Annotated in this window: 22 protein-coding genes; 14 read left to right on the forward strand and 8 right to left on the reverse strand. The window is 71.2% G+C overall.

Going from position 1 to position 21,554, the window contains the following annotated elements:
* Positions 1-17 precede the first annotated feature (17 nt).
* From AB0I81_RS39245 to AB0I81_RS39255, 3 genes are read right to left on the reverse strand one after another with little or no spacing between them, the layout of a single operon-like run.
* On the reverse strand, positions 18-1,547 hold the full coding sequence (locus AB0I81_RS39245; RefSeq protein ID WP_360668028.1) for an amidohydrolase family protein: 1,530 nt from the start codon (positions 1,545-1,547) through the stop codon (positions 18-20).
* 9 nt (positions 1,548-1,556) lie between these two features.
* Positions 1,557-4,700 carry a DUF4153 domain-containing protein gene (locus AB0I81_RS39250; protein WP_360668031.1) on the reverse strand — a complete coding sequence of 1,048 codons (3,144 nt, stop codon included), beginning with the start codon at positions 4,698-4,700 and terminating at the stop codon, positions 1,557-1,559.
* Complete coding sequence (locus tag AB0I81_RS39255) at positions 4,697-5,380, reverse strand: response regulator transcription factor (protein WP_360668034.1); 684 nt, start codon at positions 5,378-5,380, stop codon at positions 4,697-4,699. Before AB0I81_RS39255 ends, AB0I81_RS39250 begins: the two co-directional genes overlap by 4 nt.
* A gap of 72 nt (positions 5,381-5,452) precedes the next feature.
* On the opposite strand from AB0I81_RS39255, the gene AB0I81_RS39260 reads away from it, so the two are divergent.
* The 3 genes from AB0I81_RS39260 (at position 5,453) to AB0I81_RS39270 (ending at position 7,724) form a co-directional block, all read left to right on the forward strand.
* Positions 5,453-6,307 carry an arylamine N-acetyltransferase gene (locus AB0I81_RS39260; RefSeq protein WP_360668037.1) on the forward strand — a complete coding sequence of 285 codons (855 nt, stop codon included), beginning with the start codon at positions 5,453-5,455 and terminating at the stop codon, positions 6,305-6,307.
* A 39-nt stretch (positions 6,308-6,346) separates the two neighbouring features.
* Positions 6,347-7,408 carry a protein kinase gene (locus AB0I81_RS39265; protein WP_360668040.1) on the forward strand — a complete coding sequence of 354 codons (1,062 nt, stop codon included), beginning with the start codon at positions 6,347-6,349 and terminating at the stop codon, positions 7,406-7,408.
* Positions 7,409-7,529: 121 nt separating this feature from the next.
* A complete protein-coding gene (locus AB0I81_RS39270; RefSeq protein ID WP_360668043.1) occupies positions 7,530-7,724 on the forward strand; it encodes a hypothetical protein in 195 nt (64 codons plus the stop codon).
* A 30-nt stretch (positions 7,725-7,754) separates the two neighbouring features.
* Here the strand turns inward: AB0I81_RS39270 and AB0I81_RS39275 are convergent, their stop codons facing one another.
* Both AB0I81_RS39275 and AB0I81_RS39280 read right to left on the reverse strand, forming a co-directional pair.
* Positions 7,755-8,066: a DUF3817 domain-containing protein gene (locus AB0I81_RS39275; RefSeq protein ID WP_360668045.1), complete on the reverse strand. Its 312-nt coding sequence runs from the start codon at positions 8,064-8,066 to the stop codon at positions 7,755-7,757.
* A gap of 2 nt (positions 8,067-8,068) precedes the next feature.
* The gene (locus tag AB0I81_RS39280; RefSeq protein ID WP_360668048.1) at positions 8,069-8,857 is read right to left on the reverse strand and encodes an SURF1 family protein; all 789 of its coding nucleotides are present in this window, start codon (positions 8,855-8,857) and stop codon (positions 8,069-8,071) included.
* Between the two features lie 105 nt (positions 8,858-8,962).
* Here AB0I81_RS39280 and AB0I81_RS39285 point away from each other — a divergent pair, with 105 nt between their 5' ends.
* Together AB0I81_RS39285 and AB0I81_RS39290 are read left to right on the forward strand one after the other, a co-directional pair.
* Positions 8,963-9,142: a hypothetical protein gene (locus AB0I81_RS39285; protein ID WP_360668051.1), complete on the forward strand. Its 180-nt coding sequence runs from the start codon at positions 8,963-8,965 to the stop codon at positions 9,140-9,142.
* Between the two features lie 129 nt (positions 9,143-9,271).
* Entirely contained in the window at positions 9,272-10,726 is a 1,455-nt protein-coding gene (locus AB0I81_RS39290) for an NAD(P)/FAD-dependent oxidoreductase (protein ID WP_360668054.1), read from the forward strand.
* Here AB0I81_RS39290 and ggt read toward each other — a convergent pair.
* The gene (gene ggt, locus AB0I81_RS39295; RefSeq protein WP_360668057.1) at positions 10,716-12,443 is read right to left on the reverse strand and encodes a gamma-glutamyltransferase; all 1,728 of its coding nucleotides are present in this window, start codon (positions 12,441-12,443) and stop codon (positions 10,716-10,718) included. The two genes, AB0I81_RS39290 and ggt, sit on opposite strands and share 11 nt — an antisense overlap.
* A 95-nt stretch (positions 12,444-12,538) precedes the next feature.
* Here ggt and AB0I81_RS39300 point away from each other — a divergent pair, with 95 nt between their 5' ends.
* The 3 genes from AB0I81_RS39300 to AB0I81_RS39310 are packed head-to-tail and all read left to right on the forward strand — an operon-like array spanning position 12,539 to position 15,819.
* Positions 12,539-13,645: a histidine kinase gene (locus tag AB0I81_RS39300; protein WP_360668060.1), complete on the forward strand. Its 1,107-nt coding sequence runs from the start codon at positions 12,539-12,541 to the stop codon at positions 13,643-13,645.
* A complete protein-coding gene (locus AB0I81_RS39305) occupies positions 13,642-14,289 on the forward strand; it encodes a response regulator transcription factor (RefSeq protein WP_360668063.1) in 648 nt (215 codons plus the stop codon). Before AB0I81_RS39300 ends, AB0I81_RS39305 begins: the two co-directional genes overlap by 4 nt.
* Before the next feature lie 51 nt (positions 14,290-14,340).
* Positions 14,341-15,819: an AAA family ATPase gene (locus tag AB0I81_RS39310; protein ID WP_360668066.1), complete on the forward strand. Its 1,479-nt coding sequence runs from the start codon at positions 14,341-14,343 to the stop codon at positions 15,817-15,819.
* Between the two features lie 8 nt (positions 15,820-15,827).
* Here AB0I81_RS39310 and AB0I81_RS39315 read toward each other — a convergent pair whose 3' ends face one another.
* A complete protein-coding gene (locus AB0I81_RS39315; RefSeq protein ID WP_360668069.1) occupies positions 15,828-17,342 on the reverse strand; it encodes an FAD-dependent monooxygenase in 1,515 nt (504 codons plus the stop codon).
* A gap of 99 nt (positions 17,343-17,441) precedes the next feature.
* Here AB0I81_RS39315 and AB0I81_RS39320 point away from each other — a divergent pair, with 99 nt between their 5' ends.
* From AB0I81_RS39320 to AB0I81_RS39335, 4 genes are all read left to right on the forward strand, one after another.
* The gene (locus AB0I81_RS39320; RefSeq protein ID WP_091081925.1) at positions 17,442-17,597 is read left to right on the forward strand and encodes a helix-turn-helix domain-containing protein; all 156 of its coding nucleotides are present in this window, start codon (positions 17,442-17,444) and stop codon (positions 17,595-17,597) included.
* Positions 17,598-17,607: 10 nt separating this feature from the next.
* Positions 17,608-18,063 carry a Clp protease N-terminal domain-containing protein gene (locus tag AB0I81_RS39325; RefSeq protein WP_360668072.1) on the forward strand — a complete coding sequence of 152 codons (456 nt, stop codon included), beginning with the start codon at positions 17,608-17,610 and terminating at the stop codon, positions 18,061-18,063.
* An 86-nt stretch (positions 18,064-18,149) separates the two neighbouring features.
* Positions 18,150-18,914, forward strand: coding sequence for a class I SAM-dependent methyltransferase (locus AB0I81_RS39330; protein ID WP_360668075.1), 765 nt, complete (start codon positions 18,150-18,152; stop codon positions 18,912-18,914).
* Complete coding sequence (locus tag AB0I81_RS39335; protein ID WP_360668078.1) at positions 18,898-19,269, forward strand: VOC family protein; 372 nt, start codon at positions 18,898-18,900, stop codon at positions 19,267-19,269. Before AB0I81_RS39330 ends, AB0I81_RS39335 begins: the two co-directional genes overlap by 17 nt.
* Here the strand turns inward: AB0I81_RS39335 and AB0I81_RS39340 are convergent.
* Positions 19,266-20,099: an NAD(P)H-binding protein gene (locus tag AB0I81_RS39340; RefSeq protein WP_360668081.1), complete on the reverse strand. Its 834-nt coding sequence runs from the start codon at positions 20,097-20,099 to the stop codon at positions 19,266-19,268. The two genes, AB0I81_RS39335 and AB0I81_RS39340, sit on opposite strands and share 4 nt — an antisense overlap.
* Before the next feature lie 86 nt (positions 20,100-20,185).
* Between AB0I81_RS39340 and AB0I81_RS39345 the strand changes: the two genes are divergently transcribed.
* Both AB0I81_RS39345 and AB0I81_RS39350 read left to right on the forward strand, forming a co-directional pair.
* Positions 20,186-21,151 carry an AsnC family transcriptional regulator gene (locus AB0I81_RS39345; RefSeq protein WP_360668084.1) on the forward strand — a complete coding sequence of 322 codons (966 nt, stop codon included), beginning with the start codon at positions 20,186-20,188 and terminating at the stop codon, positions 21,149-21,151.
* A 93-nt stretch (positions 21,152-21,244) separates the two neighbouring features.
* Positions 21,245-21,529 (forward strand): SHOCT domain-containing protein, encoded by a 285-nt coding sequence (locus AB0I81_RS39350; RefSeq protein WP_360668087.1) that lies wholly within the window; start codon positions 21,245-21,247, stop codon positions 21,527-21,529.
* The last annotated feature ends 25 nt before the right edge of the window (positions 21,530-21,554 follow it).

Here is a 21,554-nt window from a genome sequence, read left to right on the forward strand (position 1 = left end):
CGGTCCGACCCTATCGCTCACGACGGTCGCAGCGCGCGTCCCGGAGTGGCGCCGGTCAGCTCACCGCCGGCCAGCACCCGCACGCCGGAGACCAGCACCTCGTCGATGCCCTCCGCGAGCGCGCGCGGAGCCGCGTACGTGGCCGCGTCCGCCACCACGGCCGGGTCGATCACCACCACGTCGGCGGCGAACCCGCGCCGCAGCAGCCCCCGGTCCGCCAGCCCGAACCGCCTGGCGGGATGCGCGGCCAGGTGTGTCACGGCCTGCTCCCACGTCCAGTCGCCCAGCTCCCTGACGTGCCTGCCGAGATACCTGGCGAACGCCCCGAACCCGCGCGGGTGCGGATGCCCGCCCACGTAGATGCCGTCGGAGCCGCCGGTCTGCGAGGGGTGGCGGAGCATCGCGCGTACGGACTCCTCGCCCCGCGGTCCCTCGTCGGGACGGGCGATGACGACCCCCGCCTCCAGCCGCGTCCGCGTCAGCAGGTCGCGGCAGAACGCGGCCGGCTCGGCGCCCGCCCGCTCGGCCGCCGCCACCATGCTCAGCCCCTCGGCCCATTCCAGGCCGGGCGCGTGCGAGACGGTCAGCCTGGGCCAGACCTGGGCCTGCGTCGGCCACCAGTCGTCCAGCGCGTCGGAGGCGATCATCTCCAGCGCGGCCTCCGTGTCCGCGCCCGGCACGGACGGCGGCAGCACCACCATCGCCAGAATCGTGTTGCCGCGCAGGTAGGGATAGGTGTCGAAGGTGAGGTCCACGCCCTTGCCGAGCGCCTCCTCGACCAGCGGCAGCAACACGCCCGCCGGCCCGTGCAGGTGCGAGACGTGCACGGCCGCGCCTGAACGCTGCGCGATCTCCACCACCTCGGCCATGCCCACGCCGGCCCGCTCGCCGTAGGCGCGCATGTGGGTGACGTACGGCAGGCCGCCGAGCGGCGCGCACAGGGCGGCCAGCTCCTCGGCGTCGGCGTAACGGCCCGGCAGGTACTCCAGCCCGCTCGACAACCCGGCCGCGCCCTCCGACAGGCCCCGCTCGACGCGGCGCAACATCCCGGCCACCTCGCCCGGCTCGGCCCGGTCGGGCGAGGGACCCATGACGTCGTAGCGGATGGTGCCGTGGGGCAGCAGGTACGCGGTGTTCAGCGCGACCGCGCCGTCGTACCCGTCGAGCAGTTCCGCCACCGTCAGCGGCCCGTCGGTCAGTGCCCCGTTGACGGCCGCGAAGTACCGGGAGGCGTAGGCGACGGTCGCGGCGGAGCCCGGCGCGAAGGACAGCCCGTCCTGCCCGAGCACGAACGTCGTGACCCCCTGCCGCAACGCCGCCCGCTGCACGCCGGGGTCGAACACGGCGGCGTCGCCGTGGGCGTGGCAGTCCACGAAGCCCGGCGCGACGAACCGCCCGCCCGCGTCGATCACCGTGCCCGCCCCGGCGCCGTCCAGCCTGCCGACCGCCGCGACCCGATCGCCGGAGATCCCCACGTCCGCCCGGTACGGCGGGGCGCCCGTACCGTCGAGCACCCGGCCGCCGCTGATCACTATGTCGAAGGTCACGCCTGCGATTTAATCAGGGACCGGCGTGGCCCTCTCCGAACACTCGAGCCCCTCTCGCACGGGTCGCTCGGCCAGCACGTCGCGGGCCAGGGAGCGGGCCAGGTTCCAGCCGTTCCACGGGTCTGGCCGGTCCAGCCCGTTCGCCCTGACCACGCCCGAGAGCACGCAACTGCGCTGCGGCTCGGGCAGCCGGTCGAGGGCCGGCACCGCCTCCGCGCCGAGGTCGCCGAGGTAGTCGGAGTCCATGTTGGTGACGCCGCGCACCTGCACCTGCGTCTCGGCGACCCGCAGGTCGGGGTTGACGAACGCGAACAGGCTCAGGCTCAGCCCGGTGACCAGCACGATCGTACGGGGCAACCATCCGGAGCCGCGCCCGGTCAGCCGCGCCGCGCCCGCCAGCAGCACCAGCGCGAACAGCGCGCCCAGCCACCAGACCGTGGCCTGCACCGACAGGCGCAGCCGGGACAGTCCGTAGGCGTCGGTGTAGAGGTTCATCCGGTGCAGCGCGGAGGCCAGGATCACCATGGTCAGCCCGCACAACACGCCGAGCAGCGCGGCCAGCAGCCAGCGCTCGCCCCGCTCCACCCTGAGCACCCCGGCCACGATCGCCACGATGGCCAGCACGAACACGCTGACCACCACGAGCTGGAAGAAGCCCTGCCTGGCGTACTCGGCGTAGGTCAGCCCCGCCGTCTTCAGCACCAGCGTGTTGCCGCCGAACAGCGCCGTGATCTGCACCGCCACGAACGAGGCGAACAGCAGGTTCACCGCCGTGAGCGGCACCAGCCAGATGCTCCTGTTCACCCGGAACTTCGTGTCGGGGCCCACCGGGTCCACGACCGGCCGCAACGCGACCAGCACCGTCGCCACCAGCAGCACGCCGAACAGCGCGAACAGGAAGATCCGTCCCGGGATCGACTCCGCCCAGTCCGGCGTGGTGGTCAGCCGCTCCACGTACGTGGCGAACACCGCGTCCGCCGAGGCGAACAGCAGCCCGAACACCAGCAGCAGCACCGCCGTGATGCCCAGCGCGGCCACCATCGGCAACACGCTGCGCCGCGCCGTCAGCCGCTTGACCGGCCTGGCCAGGAACCACGGCGCCGGCCCGAGCGCGAGCAGCACGGACGCGCCACCCCTGATCACGCCCAGCCAACCGGCGCCCGCCCCGGAGACGGCCAGCGCGCCCAGTCCGGCCCCCGCCACGAGCAGGATCGCGACCAGCCAGTCGGCGTCGCGCACCGCCGCCATGGAGACCAGCAGGTACGCCGTCGCCCCGAACGCCACCGTCCACGGCGTCATCCGCCGCATCACGGCGGGCAGGGCCGCCGCGCCCAGCACCATCGCGACCAGCACGATGCCCAGCCCGATCTGCGCCTCGGGCAGCGCGACCGCCGCGAACACGCCCGCCCCGGCGGCGGCCGGCAGCAGCCAGCGGGGCGGCTCGGGCAGGTCCGGCCTGGGGAAGAGCGGCGGCGGCACGTAGGGCGGCGGCGGACCCGCCTGGTTCCTGGTCGGCGCCCCCGCCTGGTACGCCGCGGCCGCCGCCCGCCGTCCCGAACCCGCGCCCAGGGCGGCGCCGACCGCTCCCATGAGCGCGGTACAGCCGATGAGCGTGACCAGGGCCATCTCGTCGCCGATGGTCACGCTGGCGATGACGGCGGCGAACATGCCCGTCATGAACCCGATCAGCACCCCGATGACCCCGCCGGCGATCATCTTGGCCAGGCTGCCGGCCGGGGACGGCGCCCGCGGCACGTAAGGACCGGTCGGGACGGCGGGCGGAGCAATTCCGCCCGGACCGACACCAGGCGGGACAACACCGGCACCGGGCGCAACAGGACCGCCCACACCAACGCCGGTCGCAGCTTGCGCGCCCACACCCACACCGGCACCGGCACCGGCACCGGCACCGGGCGGGGCAACACCGGTCGCGGCGGGAGCGCTCGCGCCGACGCCGTTCAGCTCGGGACCGCTACCACTACCGGCGGCGTCCGCGCCGGTCGCGGCGGCTGCCACGTCCGCCGGGGCGCCGCCCGAGGCGGTGCCGACCGCGACAGGGGCGCTCGCCGCGAGGTCCGCGGCCTTCTCACCCCGTACGTCCTGCGGCTCGGGCCGCTCGTCATTCCCCGTGCCAAGCTCTGGCGTCAATGGCACGTCAGCCATCGTCGTCCTCCCAGGTAATTCGACGACCATCCGGCACCCGGCACAGTCGTCGATGTGAATGGATCCCCCGTGCAGTTCGACGATCTCCTTCACGATGGCCAGCCCAAGCCCGGCGCCCCCGGAGTCGGCCGCCCGCCCCGCGTCCAGCCGGGAGAAACGCTCGAACACGCGCCCCCTGGCCGAGGCGGGAATCCCGGGCCCCTGGTCGGCGACCGCGAGCCGTACCCCGTCGCCGTCGGCCACGCAGCCGACGCTCACCACCCCGCCGGGCGGGCTGTGGCGTACCGCGTTGTCCAGGAGGTTCGCCAGGATCTGGGACAGCAGGTCGGGGTCGGCGCGCACCCCCAGGTCGTCGGGGATGGACGGCCGGATCGCCACGTCCTCGCGGGCCAGCGCCGCCTCCCTGACCGCCTGCTCGATGAGCGGCGCCAGCTCCACCGGCTCGGCCTCGATCAGGCGGGTGCCCGAGTCCAGCCGCGACAGGTCCAGGAGCTGGGCGACGAGGCGGCCGAGGCGTTCCGTCTGGGCCAGCGCGGTGCGCATGGTGACCGGGTCGGGGGCGGAGACGCCGTCCACGACGTTCTCCAGGACCGCGCGCAGGCCGGTGATGGGGGTGCGCAGCTCGTGGCTGACGTTCGCGACGAGTTCGCGGCGCTGCCGGTCCACCTCGCCGAGGTCGGCCGCCATCGCGTTGAACGCCCTGGCCAGCTCGCCCACCTCGTCCCGCGAGGTGGCGCCGACGCGCAGGGTGTAGCTGCCCTTGGCGATGGTCTGGGCGGCGCTGGCCATCTGGCGCAGCGGCTTGGTCATGCCCATGGCCAGCACCTGCACCATGATCAGCGCCAGGATCACCGCGACCGCGATGCGCACCTCGCGCGACCAGCCGGAGTTGATGCCGACCTCGTTCACCACGAACGCCGTGCCCACGGCCAGCACGATCACGATGCCGAGCTTGACCTTGATCCGGCCGAGGAAGTCGAGCGGGTTCATCGCCGTACCAGGGCGTAGCCCACGCCGTGCACCGTGCGTACGACGTCGGAGCCCAGCTTGCGGCGCAGCGCGCGCACGTGGCTGTCCACGGTCCTGGTGGCCGCCGCCTCGGAGAAGCCCCAGACGTCGGACAGCAGCCGGTCGCGCTCGAAGACCTGTCCTGGGCGTTCGGCCAGGCGGCGCAGCAGGTCGAACTCGGTCCTGGTGAGCTGCGCCTCCGCGCCGCGCACGAACACTCGGCGGGCGGCGGTGTCGATCTCGACCTCGCCGACCCTGATCACCGTGTCCTCGGCCGCGAGCTGGGCCGCCCGCTCCACGCGCCGCAGCAGCGCGTGGATCCTGGCCACCAGCTCCCGCATGCTGAACGGCTTGGCCAGGTAGTCGTCGGCCCCGACCCCCAGCCCGACCAGCACGTCGGTCTCCTCGCCGAGCGCGGTCAGCATGAGGACCGGCACCGGCCTGGCCGCCTGCATCCTGCGGCACACCTCCAGCCCGTCGAGACCGGGCAACAACCGGTCGAGGATCACCAGGTCCGGTTCCGCGTTGCCGTACTGGACGAGGGCGTCGTGCCCGTCGCCCGCCACTCTGACGTCGAAGCCCTCGGCCGCCAGCCTGTTCCGTACGGCAAGCGCGATCGTCACGTCGTCCTCGACCACGAGGATGCGTCGCTGCTCTGCCACGTACGAAAGACTAGAAGCGGGCTGTGCAGACGACACTCCCAAATTCGTGCATATACGGTGCAGACTTGGCGGGTGAACACCGCCGCATACCTCCGCCGTCTCGGCCTGCCCGCTTCAGGGGACGCTCCCATCAGCGCGGAAGCGCTGCACGCGCTGCACTCCGCGCATGTCGAGAAGGTCTCGTACGAGGCGCTGGAGATCTGGCTCGGCCGCCCGACCACCGTCGATCCCGTGGAGTCGGCCGGGCGCATCATCGGGGGCCGTGGCGGCTACTGCTACCACCTCAACGGCGCGTTCTCGCAGCTCCTGCTCTCGCTGGGCTATGAGGTGACCCGGCACGTCGGCGGGGTGCAGAGCCGCGGCAAGGAGCCGGGCATCAGCGGCAACCACCTGGTGCTGACCGTGCGCGGCCTGCCATCGGAGGCCAACCCGGGCGGCGAGTGGCTGGTGGACGTCGGCCTCGGCGACGCCCTGCACCTGCCATTGCCCCTGGTCGCGGGCTCCTACCGGCAGGGCCCTTTCGGGTACGCGCTGCGCCCGTCGGAGGTCGCGCGCGGCGGGTGGCGATTCGATCACGATCCTGGCGGTTCGTTCGACGGCATGGATTTCGGCCCCGAGCCGACGGAAATGTCAGCTTTTGCCGAGATGCATCGCCATCTGACCACGTCCCCCGAGTCCGGGTTCGTACGCGTGTGCGCGGTGCAGCGGCGCGACGCGTACGGGACGGACAGCCTGCGCGGGCTGGTGCTCTCCCGGCTGGGGAACGGCGCGCACTCGGTGACATTGGACACGGCGCGGGACTACTACGCGGCGCTGGCCGACGTCTTCCTGCTGCCGCTGGACGACGTCAGCGCCGATGAGAAGGACAAGCTCTGGCGCAAGGTGTACCGGGCCCACGAAAGCTGGCTGGCTGGTGGGTCCGCGTGATGGCCCTCTGCCTGGTCCCGGCTATATCTTGCCCTCGACATGGGTGAGATCAGGAAGCTGAACGGTCGCTACCGGCTGCTGAACCCCCTGGGCGCCGGATCCGTACGCCTGGCCTTCGACGAGACGGAGCACCGTGACGTCGCGGTCAGGCGCCTGCGCGTGCCTCCGGAGTTGCGCGACGCCGCCCTGTTCGAGGCGCGCAGGGCCGCCGCGCTGCACCATCCCTCCGTGGCACGGGTGCTCGACGTGCTGATCGAGGGCGGCGCGCCGTGGCTGGTCATGGAGTTCGTCTCCGGGGCCTCGCTGGAGCAGACCGTGCGCTCGCGCGGCCCGCTGCCGATCCCGCAGGCGGCCAGGGCGGGCGTCTGCGTCCTGTCGGCGCTGAGCGCGGCGCACGAGGCGGGGATCGTGCACGGGCGGGTCGATCCAGGCAACGTGCTGCTCACCGAGACCGGGCGGGCGGTGCTCACCGGGTTCGGCTCCCCCAGTCTCAGCACGTTGCCGTCGGCGGACCTGTGGTCGCTGGCCGCCACGCTGCACTTCGCGGTCGAGGGCCGGCCGCCCGGCCAGGTTCCCGCCGGAGGGCCCGATCCGTTCAGGTCGCTGATCAGGGCGGTGCTGCATCCGGCGGGGCCGCCGGCGCTGGAGGTCGTGCGCGAGACGCTCGACCTGCTGGCCGTGGACCGGCCGCTGGACGCGGTGGTCTCGGCCTCCGGGCCGCTGCCGCCCGGCCAGGTGGCCGCGATCGGGCTGGCCGTGCTCGACCGGCTGGAGGCGCTGGGCGAGTTCCACGGCGGGGTGCAGCCGGGCAACGTGCTCATCGACGACTCGGGGCGGGCGCGGCTGACGCCGCTGGCGAGGTCGGGGACGTTGCCCGCGTACACGGCCCCGGAGGGCGCCCCGACCAGGGCCGCCGATCTGTGGTCGCTGGGCGCCACGCTCTTCGCCGCCGTCGAGGGCCGGCCGCCCGCGCCCGGCGCGGCGCTGAGCAGGGCGGGCGCGCTGGCTCCCGTGTTGTTCCTGCTGCTGTCGGGCGACCCGTTGGAACGTCCCACGATGGACCGGCTGCGCCGGGATCTGCTCGCCATCGCGCGGCCCTGACCACCGCCTGGTTTGCGATACATCGCGAATGGAACCATGGCGGTGGGTTCACACGTTGGTCAGGAGAAGCAGAATGTGGGAGAGGCGGGGCGCGCGCTCCGCGTTCGGAGGAATACTCAGGATGTCGCCAATACAGAAGTACGCCATCGGCGCAGGCGCCGCGGTTCTGCTCTCGCTGATCATCTTCGGATGGGGCTGGATCACCACGCTGGTGGTGCTCGGCGTGATCGCCGCCCCGGTGGTCGGCTACCTGATGCTCGACCCGTCGCAGCGCGAGCGGCTCAAGAGGTCCCGCAGGCGCGGGATCGGCCACTGAACCACCACTGACCTCCCGGCGGCGGGGGCCTCAGGCCTCCGCCGCGGCCGGCGCGCCCTGCACGCGCCGGGTCACCCGTCGTTCGACGTAGAAGGACAGGAAGGGCACCGTGCCGCCGAGCATGACGCCCAGCATGTACGGCCACGCCCAGCGTGCCCTCATGCCCAGATTCATGACCGCGACCAGGTAGAGCATGTAGAGCCCGCCGTGGATGGGCGCGATGATCTTCGACAGCTCGGGCTGCCCGAAGCCGTAACGCAGCACCATGCCCACGCAGAGCACGAGGAGCATGACGCCGACCACGTAGGCCAGCGCCCGGAAGGGCTTGAGAGCCGACTGCACGGTTAACCTTCCAGAACCATCTCGGGGGACGACGACTTTTCGCGGTCCCGGTCGCTCCGTACGGCGTCGCGTACGAAGTGGAACCACATGAAGACGGCGAATCCAGCAAAAATCCACCAGTTGGCGGCATATGCCAGATTACGCCAGGTCAGCGTGCCGCCTACCACCGGCGGAGCCACCTTCACCTGCGTCAGCGAGCCCGAGGGCGGCTGCGCCACGACGTAACCGGTACGCACCTGCTGCCCGGTCCACAGGTTGATCAGCTCACCCGTGGAGATCGTCTGCACCTGCCCGGCGGGCAGGCCCTCCGCGCGCCGCTGGACGCTGTCGGTGCCCTGCTGCGGCCGTAGCCGCCCGGCCACCGTGACCCGGCCCTGCGGCACGGCCGCCACGGCGGGATCGTCGGCCTTGGCCACCCAGCCGCGCACGATCGGGACGAGCGTGCCGTCGTCGAGCCTGATCGGCGTGAGCACCCAGTAGCCGTGGTCGCGCGAGACGTTGCCGCCGGGGGCGTCCACGTCGGCGCGCCGGTCGGCGACCAGGAGCTGGCGGCCGGCCTCGTACACGCCCTCGGCCGTGACCTGGCGGCCCACCGCCTCACCGCTCATCTGGGCGCCCGTCCTGGCGAGCGTGGCGACCGGGACCGGCGCGGGGTCGGTGGCGGAGTGCGGCTTTCCCGAATCCTGGAAAACGCCGAGCTGCCAGCGGCCCAGCAGGATGAACGCGACCAGGACCCCGATCGTGAGCAGGTGCAGCCCCAAGAGGCGAGGCGAGAACAGGGTCCTGAGCATGCACCAAAGCTATCCGCCGGGTGGGGTGGTCCCCTAATCACCCCATCCCTATAGATCCCACCAAACAACCCAAACGGCACACGGGATCACGCTAGGCTGCTGCCCATGTCTGACCAGCCTCATATCGACCCGGCGGGCAACACCCAGGCTTTCCGCGCGTTCGCCAACGCGCGGGAGCAGGAGTCCGCTGCGGCCAAGCCCAAGAAGTCGCCCCTCCTGCCCATCCTCGCGGTCGTCCTCGCCGTCGTGATCATCGGCGTCGCCGCCTTCCTGCTGCTCCAGTAGAGCGCCGGCAGATCACCCGCCGCGGAGGCCGTGGCGGGTCTTCGTCGTTCCCGGGGGCGCTCTGGATTCAGTGCGGGACACTGACTACATTGGACCAAATGTCCAATAAGCGCCACCCCGGGAGGTACGGTGAGCGAGCCAGGGATAGTGATCGTCGGGTCCGGGTTCGCCGGGATCTGCATGGGCATCAAGCTCAAACAGGCCGGATACCACGACTTCGTCATCTTGGAGAAGGCCGCCGAACCGGGCGGCACGTGGCGGGACAACACCTACCCGGGCTGCTCGTGCGACGTGCCCTCGCACATGTACTCCTACTCCTTCGAGTTGAACCCCGGCTGGTCGCGGATGTTCGCGCCGCGCCGGGAGATCCAGGACTACCTGCGCGCCTGCGTCGCCAAATACGGCCTGACCCCCCACATCCGGTACGGCAGGCACGTCGTGGCCCTGGAGTACGACGACACCGCCCGCACCTGGACCCTGACCACGCAGAACGGCGACACCCTGCGCCCCAAGGCGGTGATCTCGGCCATCGGCGCCCTCCATATACCGAAATTTCCTGAAATAGCGGGGCGCGAATCGTTCGCCGGCCCCGCCTTCCACACCGCCGAGTGGGACCATTCGGCCGACCTGACCGGCAAGCGCGTCGCCGTCATCGGCACCGGCGCCTCCGCCGCCCAGTTCGTCCCCCGGCTCGCCCCCAAGGCGCGCCACCTGACGGTCTTCCAGCGCACCGCCCCCTGGCTGCACCCCAAGCCGGACTTCGCCTTCTCCCCCGCCGCGCGACGGCTCCTGCGCCTGCCCGGCACGGCCAGGGCCCTGCGCGGCGCCATCTACGGCGCCCTGGAGAGCCGCGCCCTGGGCTTCGCCGTGGACCCGCGGCTGATGAAGGCCCACGAACGGCTCGCGCTGCGGCACCTGCGCGCCCAGGTCCCCGACCCGGACCTGCGCCGCGCCCTGACCCCCGACTACGTGATCGGCTGCAAGCGCGTCATCATCTCCAGCGACTACTACCCGGCCCTGACCAGGGAGAATGTCTCACTGGTCACCGACGGGATCACCGAGATCCGGGAGCGCTCGCTCGTGGACGCCACCGGGGCCGAGCACGAGGCCGACGCGATCGTCTACGGCACCGGCTTCCGGGTCACCGAGGCCCTGACCGACCTGCGGATCTCCGGCAGGGACGGCCTGAAGCTCCAGGACGCCTGGCGGGACGGCGTCGAGGCGTACCACGGCATCGCCACCGCCGGCTTCCCGAACCTGTTCTTCCTGCTCGGCCCCAACACCGGGCTCGGGCACAACTCGGTCGTCTTCATGATCGAGTCGCAGGTGCACTACATCATCGAGTGCCTGCGCCTGCTCTCCAGGACCCAGGCCAGGGCCGTGGACGTGCGGCCCGGGGCGCAGCGGGCCTTCAACGAACGGCTGCACGCACGGCTCGACCCCCTGGTCTGGAACGCGGGCGGCTGCCGGTCCTGGTACCTGGACGAGCACGGCGTGAACCGGACGATCTGGCCGGGCTTCAGCTTCGAGTACTGGGCGCGTACCCGGAGGGTGAAGCCCGGCGCGTACGAGCTCATCTACTAGTCGAGACCACCATCGCGCTGCCGCCACCGCGCCTGGACGGCTCGGCCACGGCCTGGATCCGGCCCCTGCCCAGGAACTCCAGCGCCGTGGCCGCGCCGATCTCCGGGTTGGGCGCGAAGCTGTGCCCCTTGGCCGCCAGTTCGGCCTGGTGCGCGGCCAGGAACGCCGGCTCGGCCTGCGTCTGCGCGGTGTTGCGCTGGGTGGCGCGCGGCGCGGCTAGCGCCTCGGGCAGGCCCATGCCGAACTCGTACCGGTTGAGCAGGATCTGCAGCACGGTCGTGATGATCGTGGAGCCGCCGGGCGAGCCGGCCGCCAGCACCGGCCTGCCGTCGTCGAACACCAGCGTCGGCGCCATCGACGAGCGCGGCCGCTTGCCGGGGCCCGGCAGGTTCGGGTCGCCGGGGGCCGGGCCGAAGGTGAAGTCGGTCAACTCGTTGTTGAGCAGCACGCCACGGCCCGGCACCACGATGCCGTTGCCGCCGGTGGACTCGATGGTCAGGTTGTAGGCGATCACGTTGCCCCAGCGGTCGGCCACCACCAGGTGAGTGGTCTCCGGGCCTTCCTGGGCCACCGGGGTGGAGGCGCCGGTGGGCGGGGCGCACGGCCCGTAGGAGCCGTCGGGTTCGCCCGGCGCGGCCGGGTGCGGCATGGCCGTCTCACCGATCTGGCAGGCCCGCTCCTTGGCGAAGCCGTCGGACAACAACTGCCTGAGCGGCACGCCGGGCAGGTCGCCGACGTACGCGCCGCGGTCGGCGAAGGCCAGCCTGGACGCCTCCAGGTACTCGTGCAGGCCCACCTGCGGCAACGACTCCAGGATGTTGAGCGCCTCGCCGACCGTTGAGCCGCCGGAGGAGGGCGGTGCCATGCCGTACACGTCCAGGCCGTTGTAGGAGATCTTGGTGGGCTCGCGCATGATGGCGCGGTAGGCGCGCAGGTCGGACTGCTCCATCAGGCCGGGGCGGACGTTGCGGGTGCTGCCCGGGGTCACCGGCGGGTTCTTGACCGTGGCCACGATCTCCCTGCCGAGCCGACCCTCGTACAGCCAGCTGGGGCCGCGTTTGCCCAGCTCACGGTAGGTGTCGGCGAGCTCGGGGTTCCTGAAGACCGAGCCGACGGGCGGTGGGGCGCCGTTCGGCAGGTAGAGCTTGGCGGTGGTGGCGATGTCCTTGAAGCGGGCGGCGTTGGCGGCGGTCTGGTCGTGGAAGGTCTGGTCCACCACGAAGCCCTTGGACGCCACCTCGATCGCCGGCTGGAGCGCCTGCCTGAGCGAGATCGTGCCGAACCTGCGCAGGGCCAGGTCCCAGTTCGCGACCGTGCCCGGCACGCCCGCGGACAGGCCGCTGGTGACGCCCTCCTCGAACGGGATGCCCTCCAGCGAGGTGGCGGTCATGGCCCGGGGGGCGGTCTCGCGGCCGTCGATCGTGAAGACCTTCCGCTTCTTGGCGTCGTAGTAGACCATGAAGCCGCCACCGGCCAGACCCGACGAGTACGGCTCCGTGACCCCCAGCACCGCCCCCGCGGCGACGGCCGCGTCCATGGCGTTGCCGCCCTTCCTGAGCACGGCGATGGCGGCCTTGCTGGCATCGAGGTCGACGGTGGCCACGGCGCCGCCGTATCCTTCGGCGACGGGGACCTTCTGTTGTGGCTGGGCCAGCGCGGCGGGCGCGGGCACGAGCGCGACGAGGACTGCTGCTGCGGGAATGATCGCACGGCGCATGGTTCCCACGATGGCCCAGGTACGCCCCTCGTGGTAGGCCCTCCTCACACATAGGGGTGATGCGCTGGTCAGAGGGGTGATCTAGCGTGGGTGTCGTGCGCAGGAAGTATGGTTTCGACCCGTACCTCGCCCTGATCGTGGCGGTCGCCCAACTGGTGATCGCCAAGGGCGCCACGTACGGGCAGCAGGAATTCCGGGCGGCCCTCTCCCTCTACGCGTATGTCCTGCTGCTCCTCGGGCCGCTGCTCATCCTGCTGCACCGGCGCTTCCCCCTGCTCACGACCGCCGGCGCGCTGGCCACGTCCGAACTGTTCCTGATCGGCGGGTACGCCTACGGCCCCACCTTCATCAGCCCCGCCGTCATGCTGGTCCTCCTGGTGCTGCGCGGCAGGAGGCTGCTGGCCTGGTCGATGGCCGGGGTGACGCTGCTGTCGTTCCTGGCCTACGCCTGGATGGTCGGCAACCGCAACATCTTCCACAGCGTGTGGATCCTGACCTCCATCATGCTGCTGATGGTGGTGGCCGAGCTGGTCAGGGTGGTCAAGGAGCGCAGGGCCGAGCGGGAGCGGATCGCCGAGGAGGAGGCCAGGCGGCAGGCCAGCGAGGAGCGCCTGACCATGGCGCAGGAACTGCACGACGTGCTGGCGCACAACATCTCGCTCATCCACGTACAGGCCTCGACCGCGCTGCATCTCATCGACGCCAACCCCGAGCAGGCCAGGACCGCGCTGGCCACGATCAAGTCGGCCTCCAAGGAGGTGCTCGGCGAGATGCGCTCGGTCCTGAACGTGCTGCGCGAGGGCGCGCCGCGCTCCCCCACCGCCGGGCTCGACCGCCTCGACGACCTGATCGAGCGCTCCGGGCTGCGGGTGACGCTCAAACGTGTCGGCAGCCGGCCGCTGCCGTCACCCGTGGAGCGGGCCGCGTACCGGATCGTGCAGGAGTCACTCACCAACGCCGCCCGGCACGCGCCGGGCGCGGAGGTGCGCGTGCGCCTGGAATACGGCGAGAGCGAGCTGGCCGTACGGGTGAGCGACACGGGCGCCACCACCCCCGCCGTGATGTCCGAGTCGGGCAGCGGCAACGGCATTCCCGGCATGCGCGAACGGGCTTCCGCGCTTGGCGGCACGCTGGTCGCCGGCCCCTGCGACACCGGCTTCCGAGTCGAGGCCCGGCTGCCCCTACCCGAGGAGACTTCATGATCAACGTTCTGCTGGCGGACGACCAGGCGCTGGTCCGTGCGGGCTTCAAGGCGCTGCTCGACGCCCAGCCGGACATGACCGTGGTGGCCGAGGCGTCCGACGGCGCGGAAGCGGTCCGGCTGGCCGGCGAGCACCGGCCGGACGTCGTGCTCATGGACATCCGCATGCCGGGCACCGACGGCCTGACCGCCACCCGCGAGATGCCGCCGGGACCGCACATCATCATCCTGACGACGTTCGAGCTGGACGAGTACGTCTTCGAGGCGCTGCGCGGCGGGGCCAGCGGCTTCCTGGTCAAGGACACCGAGCCGGCCGAGCTGATCCAGGCGGTGCGGGTGGTGGCGGCCGGCGAGGCGCTGCTGTCGCCCAGCGTGACCCGCCGGCTGATCGCCGAGTACGCCTCCCGCGCCAAGGAGCCCGTCGCCGCCGAGGGCCTCGACCAGCTCACCGAACGCGAACGCGAGGTCCTGGCCCTGGTCGGAACCGGAATGACGAACGACGAGATCGCGGCCAAGCTGTTCATGTCGCCGGCCACGGCCAAGACTCATGTGAGCCGCGCCATGATGAAACTACACGCCCGCGACCGGGCTCAGCTCGTGGTGATCGCGTACGAGTCGGGGCTGGTCAAGCCGGGCTGGCTCTGATCCTTAGCCAAAATCCAGTTAGCCTAACTGGATTTTGGCTAATCTTACGAGGTGGACGTCATCAAGCCCGGCGAGGTGTTCGATCGCACCTACGAATGGGACGACCTGGTGCGCTTCGCCAATGATCGCGGCCCCGGGGTGCGCATCGGCATCGTTCGCGGACGCCGCAGACATGGCAAGTCCTTCCTTCTCGAACACCTGTGTGCGGCGATGGACGGGATCTACACCGTGGCCCTCAGGCAGAGCAGGGCCACGGCACTGGCGCGATTCTCCGATTCCCTGTCGCAAGCCCTGGGCTACCGACTGGGCAGCTTTCCCGACTGGGTGACGGCGCTGGACTCAGCGGTGGAGGCGCTGTCCCACAGATCCGGCGGCCATCCTCCGTTGCTGGTCCTGGACGAGTTCCCGTACCTGACCGACCACTCTCCGGAGCTTCCTTCAGTTATTCAGGCGCTCTACGACCGGCGGGGTCCACGTAAGGGGTATCCGCCTTTCAAGCTTATTCTGTGCGGCTCGGCGATCTCCATCATGTCGTCCCTCCTGGCCGGCGACCAGGCGCTGCGCGGACGCGCGGTACTCGACCTGCGGATAGGGCCTTTTCGCTTCCGCGACGCGGCCGACTACTGGGAAGCACCGCCAGAAACCGCCTTCCTGGTCGACTCTGTGCTGGGCGGCGCTCCCGGCTACCGCGACATCGTGGGTGACGCGCCGAAGCCGGGCACGGAGGGATTGTTCCGGTGGCTGGAACGCGGCATCCTCAACCCCTCCCACATCCTGTTCACCGAACCCGACTACCTCCTCGCCGAGGACCCTCGCATCCACGACCGCGCCATCTACAACGCGATCTGGTGGGCGGTCGCCATGGGAGCGACGTCGCCCACCCAGATCGGCGGCCTGGTCGGCATGGACGCAAAGGCGCTCACCTATCATCTGAACATCATGAGAGACGGCGGCTTCATTCGCCACGAGCAGGATCTCCTCCGGCAACGCCGTCCCACGATCACCATCGCCGACCCCGCGGTGCGTTTTCACAACTTGATCGTCCAGCCGAATGTCAGCGCCCTGGAACTGCGTCATGCGCGAGAGGTGTGGGACCGCTCACGTAAAACCTTCTCCGACAAGATCCTGGGACCGCACTTCGAAGAGGCCGCCCGCGCCTGGGTCCGTTGGCACGGCTCCGAGGCCGGGTTCGACGACGTCGGTCACGTGGGCACGACCGAGGTCGCCTGCCGCGAACACCGTGGTCACGAGGTGGACATCGTGGCCATCAGCCGGACCGCTCAGGCCAGGTCGAAAGGCGCGCGCATCACCGTTCTCGGCGAGGCCAAATGCACCAACAAGGCCCGTACGATGGCCGACCTCCAGCGGCTGGAGCACATCCGAGCTCTTCTTACGGATCTCGGCTGGGACGCCGAGCACGCCTCGCCGGCCCTGTTCTCCAGAACGCCATTCCCGGCCGAACTGACGGCGGCTGCCGCCGATGGACGGGTCCATCTCGTCGATCTCGAATCCATGTACGCGCCTCACTGAGGCTTGTTTCAGGGCCGGTCAGGCGTGAACCAGGTGGACACGGCTTCGGGCATGCCCGGCGTGCCCGCCCAGGCCACGTAGCCGTCGGGGCGGATCAGCAGGGCGTCGGCGGGTGGGGCGTCGCAGTGGGCGCGGACCACCTCGACCCAGCCGCCGGTCAGGTCGTCAGGTCCTTCATTGGCATCGGTCAGGTGGAGGAGGACGGGGCGGGCGGCGTGCATCAGGTCGGCCACCCGGCCTCCGCCTGTCAGTGCCAGGTCGGGCACGAACCTGCCGACCAGCGGGTGGCCGGGGAGGCCGTCCGGACTGCCGTACGGGGTGGGCGGGTCGGCCGGGGTGCCGTGCGAGGTGGTCGGTGGGTGGCCGGGTGGGCCGTAGCGGAGGGCGGAGTCGTGCAGGAGGGTGGCCAGGTGGCGGGCCGGGTCCGGGAAGGCGAACACCTCGGCGAGCAGTTCGCGCAGTGCGGTACCGTGCTCGCCCTCCACCCCGTCGATGGCCGCCTGGGCGCGGCTGTGCATGAGTGTGCGCTCGCCGATGGGCCGGCGTTCGGACTCGTAGGTGTTGAGCAGGGACTCTGAGGCCCGCCCCCGCAGGACCCCGGCCAGCTTCCACGCGAGGTTGACCGCGTCCGTCATGCCCACGTTGAGTGCCGAGCCGCCCGCGGGGAACAGGTGGGCCGCGTCGCCCGCCACGAACACCCGCCCGGCCCGGTAGCGGGCGGCCAGCCGGGCCTGGGCGACCGTACTGGACAACCAGATCGGCTCGCCGAGTGGCAGGTCCTCGTCCCTGTCCAGCACGCGGCGCACCGCCGCGTGGAAGTCGGCGAGGGTGACCTCGCCCTCCGGGGTCTGGGACCGCTCCGTCACGCCGGCGATGAGCACGCCGTCCTGCAGCGAGGTGAGCAGCACGCGGCCGTTCGGGGTGCGGTTCCAGCCCGGTTGCAGGCCGTCGCCCTCCAGGGACTCGAACACCTTGATCTCTGCCTTGAAGTGGCCGATGAGCAGCCTTTCCTCGTCGGTGGTGCCGGGGAAGGCGATCCCGGCCCACTCGCGTACGCCGCTGCGCGGGCCGTCGCAGCCGACCACGTACCTGACCCGGAGGTGGGAGTCACCGGCCTCCAGGGTCACCCCTTCCTCGTCCTGGGTGAGCGAGCGCGCCTCGTACCCGCGCCTGATCTCGACGCCGAGTTCCAGCGCCCGTTCGGTGAGCAGTCGCTCCAGCCGGGGCTGCTGGATGAGCAGCAGCCGCAGCGGGATGTCGTCGATGCCCTCGAAGCTCAGCGGCACCCCGGCGAACGGGAAGCCGGCCGCCCGGCCCGAGAACGGGCTGCCGGCGCTGAAGCGCTCCAGCAGCCCCCGGTGGTCGAGTAATTCGACGATCTGGCCGCCCAGCCCGTTGGCCTTGGGCAGGTCGCTGGGCTCGGCCCTCTTCTCCAGCACGATCGGGCGGATTCCGGCCAGGCTCAGCTCGCACGCGAGCATCAGCCCGACGGGGCCCGCCCCCACGATCAGCACATCTTCCATGCCTGTCAGGCTAGATTGACAAAATCGGCGTTGTCAAGCTAGCCTGACAACGTGGACGTTACAGAGCTGAGCGAGCGGATCCGGTCGGGCGACCCGGCGATGGGCCTGCGGGCGGTCGGGGCGCTGCACCGGCTGGCCGAGCAGGTCGAGGCGGTGTCCGTGGCGCTGGCCAGGGAGCAGGGCTGGACCTGGGAGCAGATCGGCGACGCGCTCGGCATGTCGCGGCAGTCGGTGCACGCCAAATACGGGAAGTGAGGGGATGGGGATGTTCGGCAGGCAGAAGAGCCCGATGTGGATCGTGATCAAGGCCGCCATGGAGGAGGCCCGGTTGCGCGGCGACCGGCGGATGGGCACCGAGCACATGTTGCTCGGCCTCCTGCACCACGAAGAGCTGGCCCGCGCACTCGGCGTGGACCTGGCCACCGCCCGTGCCGCGCTGGACGAGCTCGACCGTGCCGCGCTGCGCATGCTCGGCCTGGAGGTCGGCAACCTGCCCAAGACGCCGCGCAAACATCCGCGGATCCCCGACACCGCGCTCTCCTCCAGCGCCCGCGCCGTGCTCAACCAGGCGGTCAAGGCCACGACCATCAAGACGAGGGACACGCAGGCCCCGAAGCACATGGTGCTGAGCCTCATGGCGCAACGACGGCCCGACCCGGTGGCACAGCTCATCGACCAGCTCGGGATCGACCGCGCGGCCGTACGCAGCCGCATCGCCTGACCAGGGCCGGCCACTCGGCCGTACGCCGCCGAATCGCAGGACGAAAATTGGTTGATCGCGGGCGAGGCCGCTGCCAAGGTCGAAGGATGGGGCGTACGTACGACGACCTGGTGGAAGAGGCCGCCACCGTCTCCGTGGACGGATGGGACTTCTCTTGGCTCGACGGCCGGGCCACCGAAGAGCGGCCCTCCTGGGGCTACTCCCGGCTGCTCGGCGAACGGATGGCGCGGGCGCGGGCCGCGCTCGACATCCAGACCGGCGGAGGCGAGATCCTGGCGGGGCTGCCGACGCTGCCGCCCGTGACCGTGGCCACCGAGTCGTGGCCGCCCAACCTGGCGCTGGCCGCCGCCCGGCTGCGCCCGCTCGGCGCCCGGGTGGTGGCCGACGACGAGGAGCCGCGCCTGCCGTTCGCCGACGCGACCTTCGACCTCGTCTCCAGCCGCCATCCGGTCCAAACGTGGTGGGAGGAGATCGCCCGGGTGCTGGCACCCGGCGGCTCCTACTTCTCCCAGCAGGTCGGCGCGTGGAGCGTGGTCGAGCTGGCCGAATACTTCCTGGGGCCGCTGAAGGGCAACCAGCGCCGGCCGGAGGACGCCGCGGCGGCGGCCGAGGCCGCGGGGCTGCGGGTCGTGGACCTGCGTTCGGCGCGGCTGCGGATGGAGTTCTACGACATCGGGGCGGTGATCTACTTCCTGCGGAAGGTGATCTGGACCGTGGCCGACTTCTCGGTTGAGCGCTACGCCGGCCGGCTTCGTGAACTGCACGAGCAGATCGAGTCCGAAGGGCCGTTCGTGGCCCATTCTTCCCGGTTCCTCATCGAAGCGAGGCGGCCCGATGGCCAGACTGCATGACGTCGTGGTGGACTGCCGGCATCCGGCCTCGCTGGCCAGGTTCTGGGCGGCGGCGCTCGACGGGTTCGCGGTGGCGCCCTACGACGAGGCCGAGCTGGCCCGGCTGCGGGAGCTGGGCGTGTACGACCCCGAGGACGACCCGACCGTGCTGGTCGAGGGCGGGCCCGTGCGGATGTTCTTCCAGCGGGTGCCGGAACGCAAGATCGTCAAGAACCGGCTCCACCTCGACCTGCGCGCCGACGACGCCGACGCCGAGATCGACCGGCTGATCGGGCTCGGCGCCAAGCTGCTGACCACGCACGACGACTGGACGGTGCTGGCCGACCCCGAGGGCAACGAGTTCTGCCTGGCCTAGCCGAAGTCGGCGGCGTGGTCGGCCGCCCATTGTGCGAATGTACGTGCGGGGCTTGCGGTGATCTCCTCGACGGTTCTCGTGACGACCGGCGGCGGGCTGTCGAGCAGTTGGGCGTAACCGTCGAGCAGCGCGTCCACGAACGAGTCGGGGAAGCCGTCGTCGGCCAGCAGCCGCCGCCTCTCCTCCTCGCGGGTGAGCTCCTGCCAGCGCAGCGGGCGTCCGAGTGCCTCGCCGAGGATCCGTACCTGCTCGATCTGGGTCAGCGCCTGCGGGCCCGTCAGTGTATGGCGGGCCCCCTCGTGCCCGGCCGAGGTGAGGGCGCGGACGGCGACGGCGGCGATGTCGTGTTCGTGCAGCATCGCCATGGGCAGCGCGCCGAAGGCGCCGCGCACGGTGTTCCCCGCGCGAATCTGGTCGGCCCACCACAACGAGTTGGCGGCGAACGTGCTGGGCCAGAGCATGGTCCAGGCCAGTCCCGACTGCTCCACGCGCCGCTCCAGCTCGTGGTGGGACCGGCCGACGGCTGAGTCGGGCTGGTCGCGTACCGCGCCCGAGGAGAGCAGGACGACGCGGGTGGCGTGGCGGGCGATGGCCTGTACGACGGCGGGGGCGGCGTCGGCGGTGTGGAAGGGCCACATGAGGAAGACCGACTCCACACCCTCCAGGCACTGGTCGATGGAGCCGAGGTCGCCCTTGATCACCTGCACCGGCTCGGGGAGGCGGGCGGTGGCCGGGTTCCTGGTCATGGCGCGTACGGGGTGGCCCGCCGCGAGGAGTTGGTGAACGACCTGGCGGCCGACGTTGCCGGTGGCTCCTGTCACGAGAATCATGCGGACAAGGCTCGTCCGGCCCGATGCCAGTAGTCCATTTTTCCCGAAATATCGGTAGATTTCCTCCAACTGACTACGCTGATGGCATGGAATCCGCCGCACTGGACGCCACCGACCGGGGGTTGCTGCACGCGCTGCAGCTCGACGGCCGCGCGCCCTTCGCCAGGATCGCGGGCGTGCTGGGCGTCTCCGAGCAGACGGTGGCCCGCCGCTATCGCAGGCTCGTGGGTGGCGGCGTGATCAGGGTCGTGGGCGGTCTGGACGGCGCGCTGCTCGGGTACGAGCCGTGGACCATCCGCCTGCGCTGCACCCCCGACGCCGGTACGGCCATCGCCGAGGCCCTGGCCAGGCGGGACGACACTTACTGGGTACACCTGCTGTCCGGCGGCACCGAGATCTCCTGCTTCAGCCAGTCCCCCGACGCGGTACTGCTGGAGAAGCTGCCCAGGACGAGCCGGGTCCTGGACATCGCCGCGCATTCCCTCCTGGGCGGCTTCGCGCTGCCCGACGGCTGGCAGGGGCTGTCGGCGCTGACCCCCGAACAGGCCGCCGAGTTGCGCCCGCCGCCCACCGAACGGGCCGAGGTCCTCCTTCGGGAGGAGGACCACCACCTCATCGACGCGCTGGCCGGGGACGGCCGGGCCGGGTACGCGGAGCTGGCCAAGGCCACCGGATGGTCGGAGGCCACTGTCAAGCGCCGGCTCGCCCAGCTCAGGACCTCGGGCGCGCTGCACATCCAGCTCGACTACTCCCCCAGGCTGCTCGGTTACCGTGCCGAGGCCCGGCTGTGGATGTCCGTACGCCCTTCCGAACTGCTCCACGTGGCCCGGACGCTGGCGGGACATCCGGAGATTGTCTTCGCCGCCGTCACCACCGGCCCGACGAACCTCCTGGCCGCCGCCGTCTGCCGCGACAGCGCCGACCTGTACCGCTACCTCACCGAGCGGGTGAGCGCCCTGGACGCCGTCCAGAGGCTGGAGACCGCCCCCGTCATGAGGACGATGAAACGCACCGGCTCTCTACCCCCGCTGTCGTACGCCCGTCCGGCCTGAACACTCCCGCGGGCGCAGCGCGGACAGGGCCCTGCGTGCGATTCGCCGCGCGCGCCTTCGGCGGACCCTTGAGGTACACGTCAAGGAGGAGAAATGAACGCTCTCATGATGGCGGGGCCGCACTGGGGCGCCGCCGGTGGCATAGCACCTGTCTTTCCGATCATCTGGGGCCTGTTCTGGGCCGGTTTCATCGCGCTGGCCGTCGTGGGCTGGCGCAGAGGCTGGTGGGGGGCGCACCGGGCGCAGGCCGCCGCCGGTCCCGCCGCCTCCCCCACGGCCTCCGCGGAGCGGATTCTCGCCGAGCGGTACGCCCGGGGCGAGATGACCGACGACGAGTACTTCGAAAGGGTGTCCGTGCTCAAGGGCGGGTCGCACTAAACGTCACCATCGGTTCGACAACTGT

Source organism: Nonomuraea sp. NPDC050404, assembly GCF_040655495.1.
Classification (GTDB): domain Bacteria; phylum Actinomycetota; class Actinomycetes; order Streptosporangiales; family Streptosporangiaceae; genus Nonomuraea.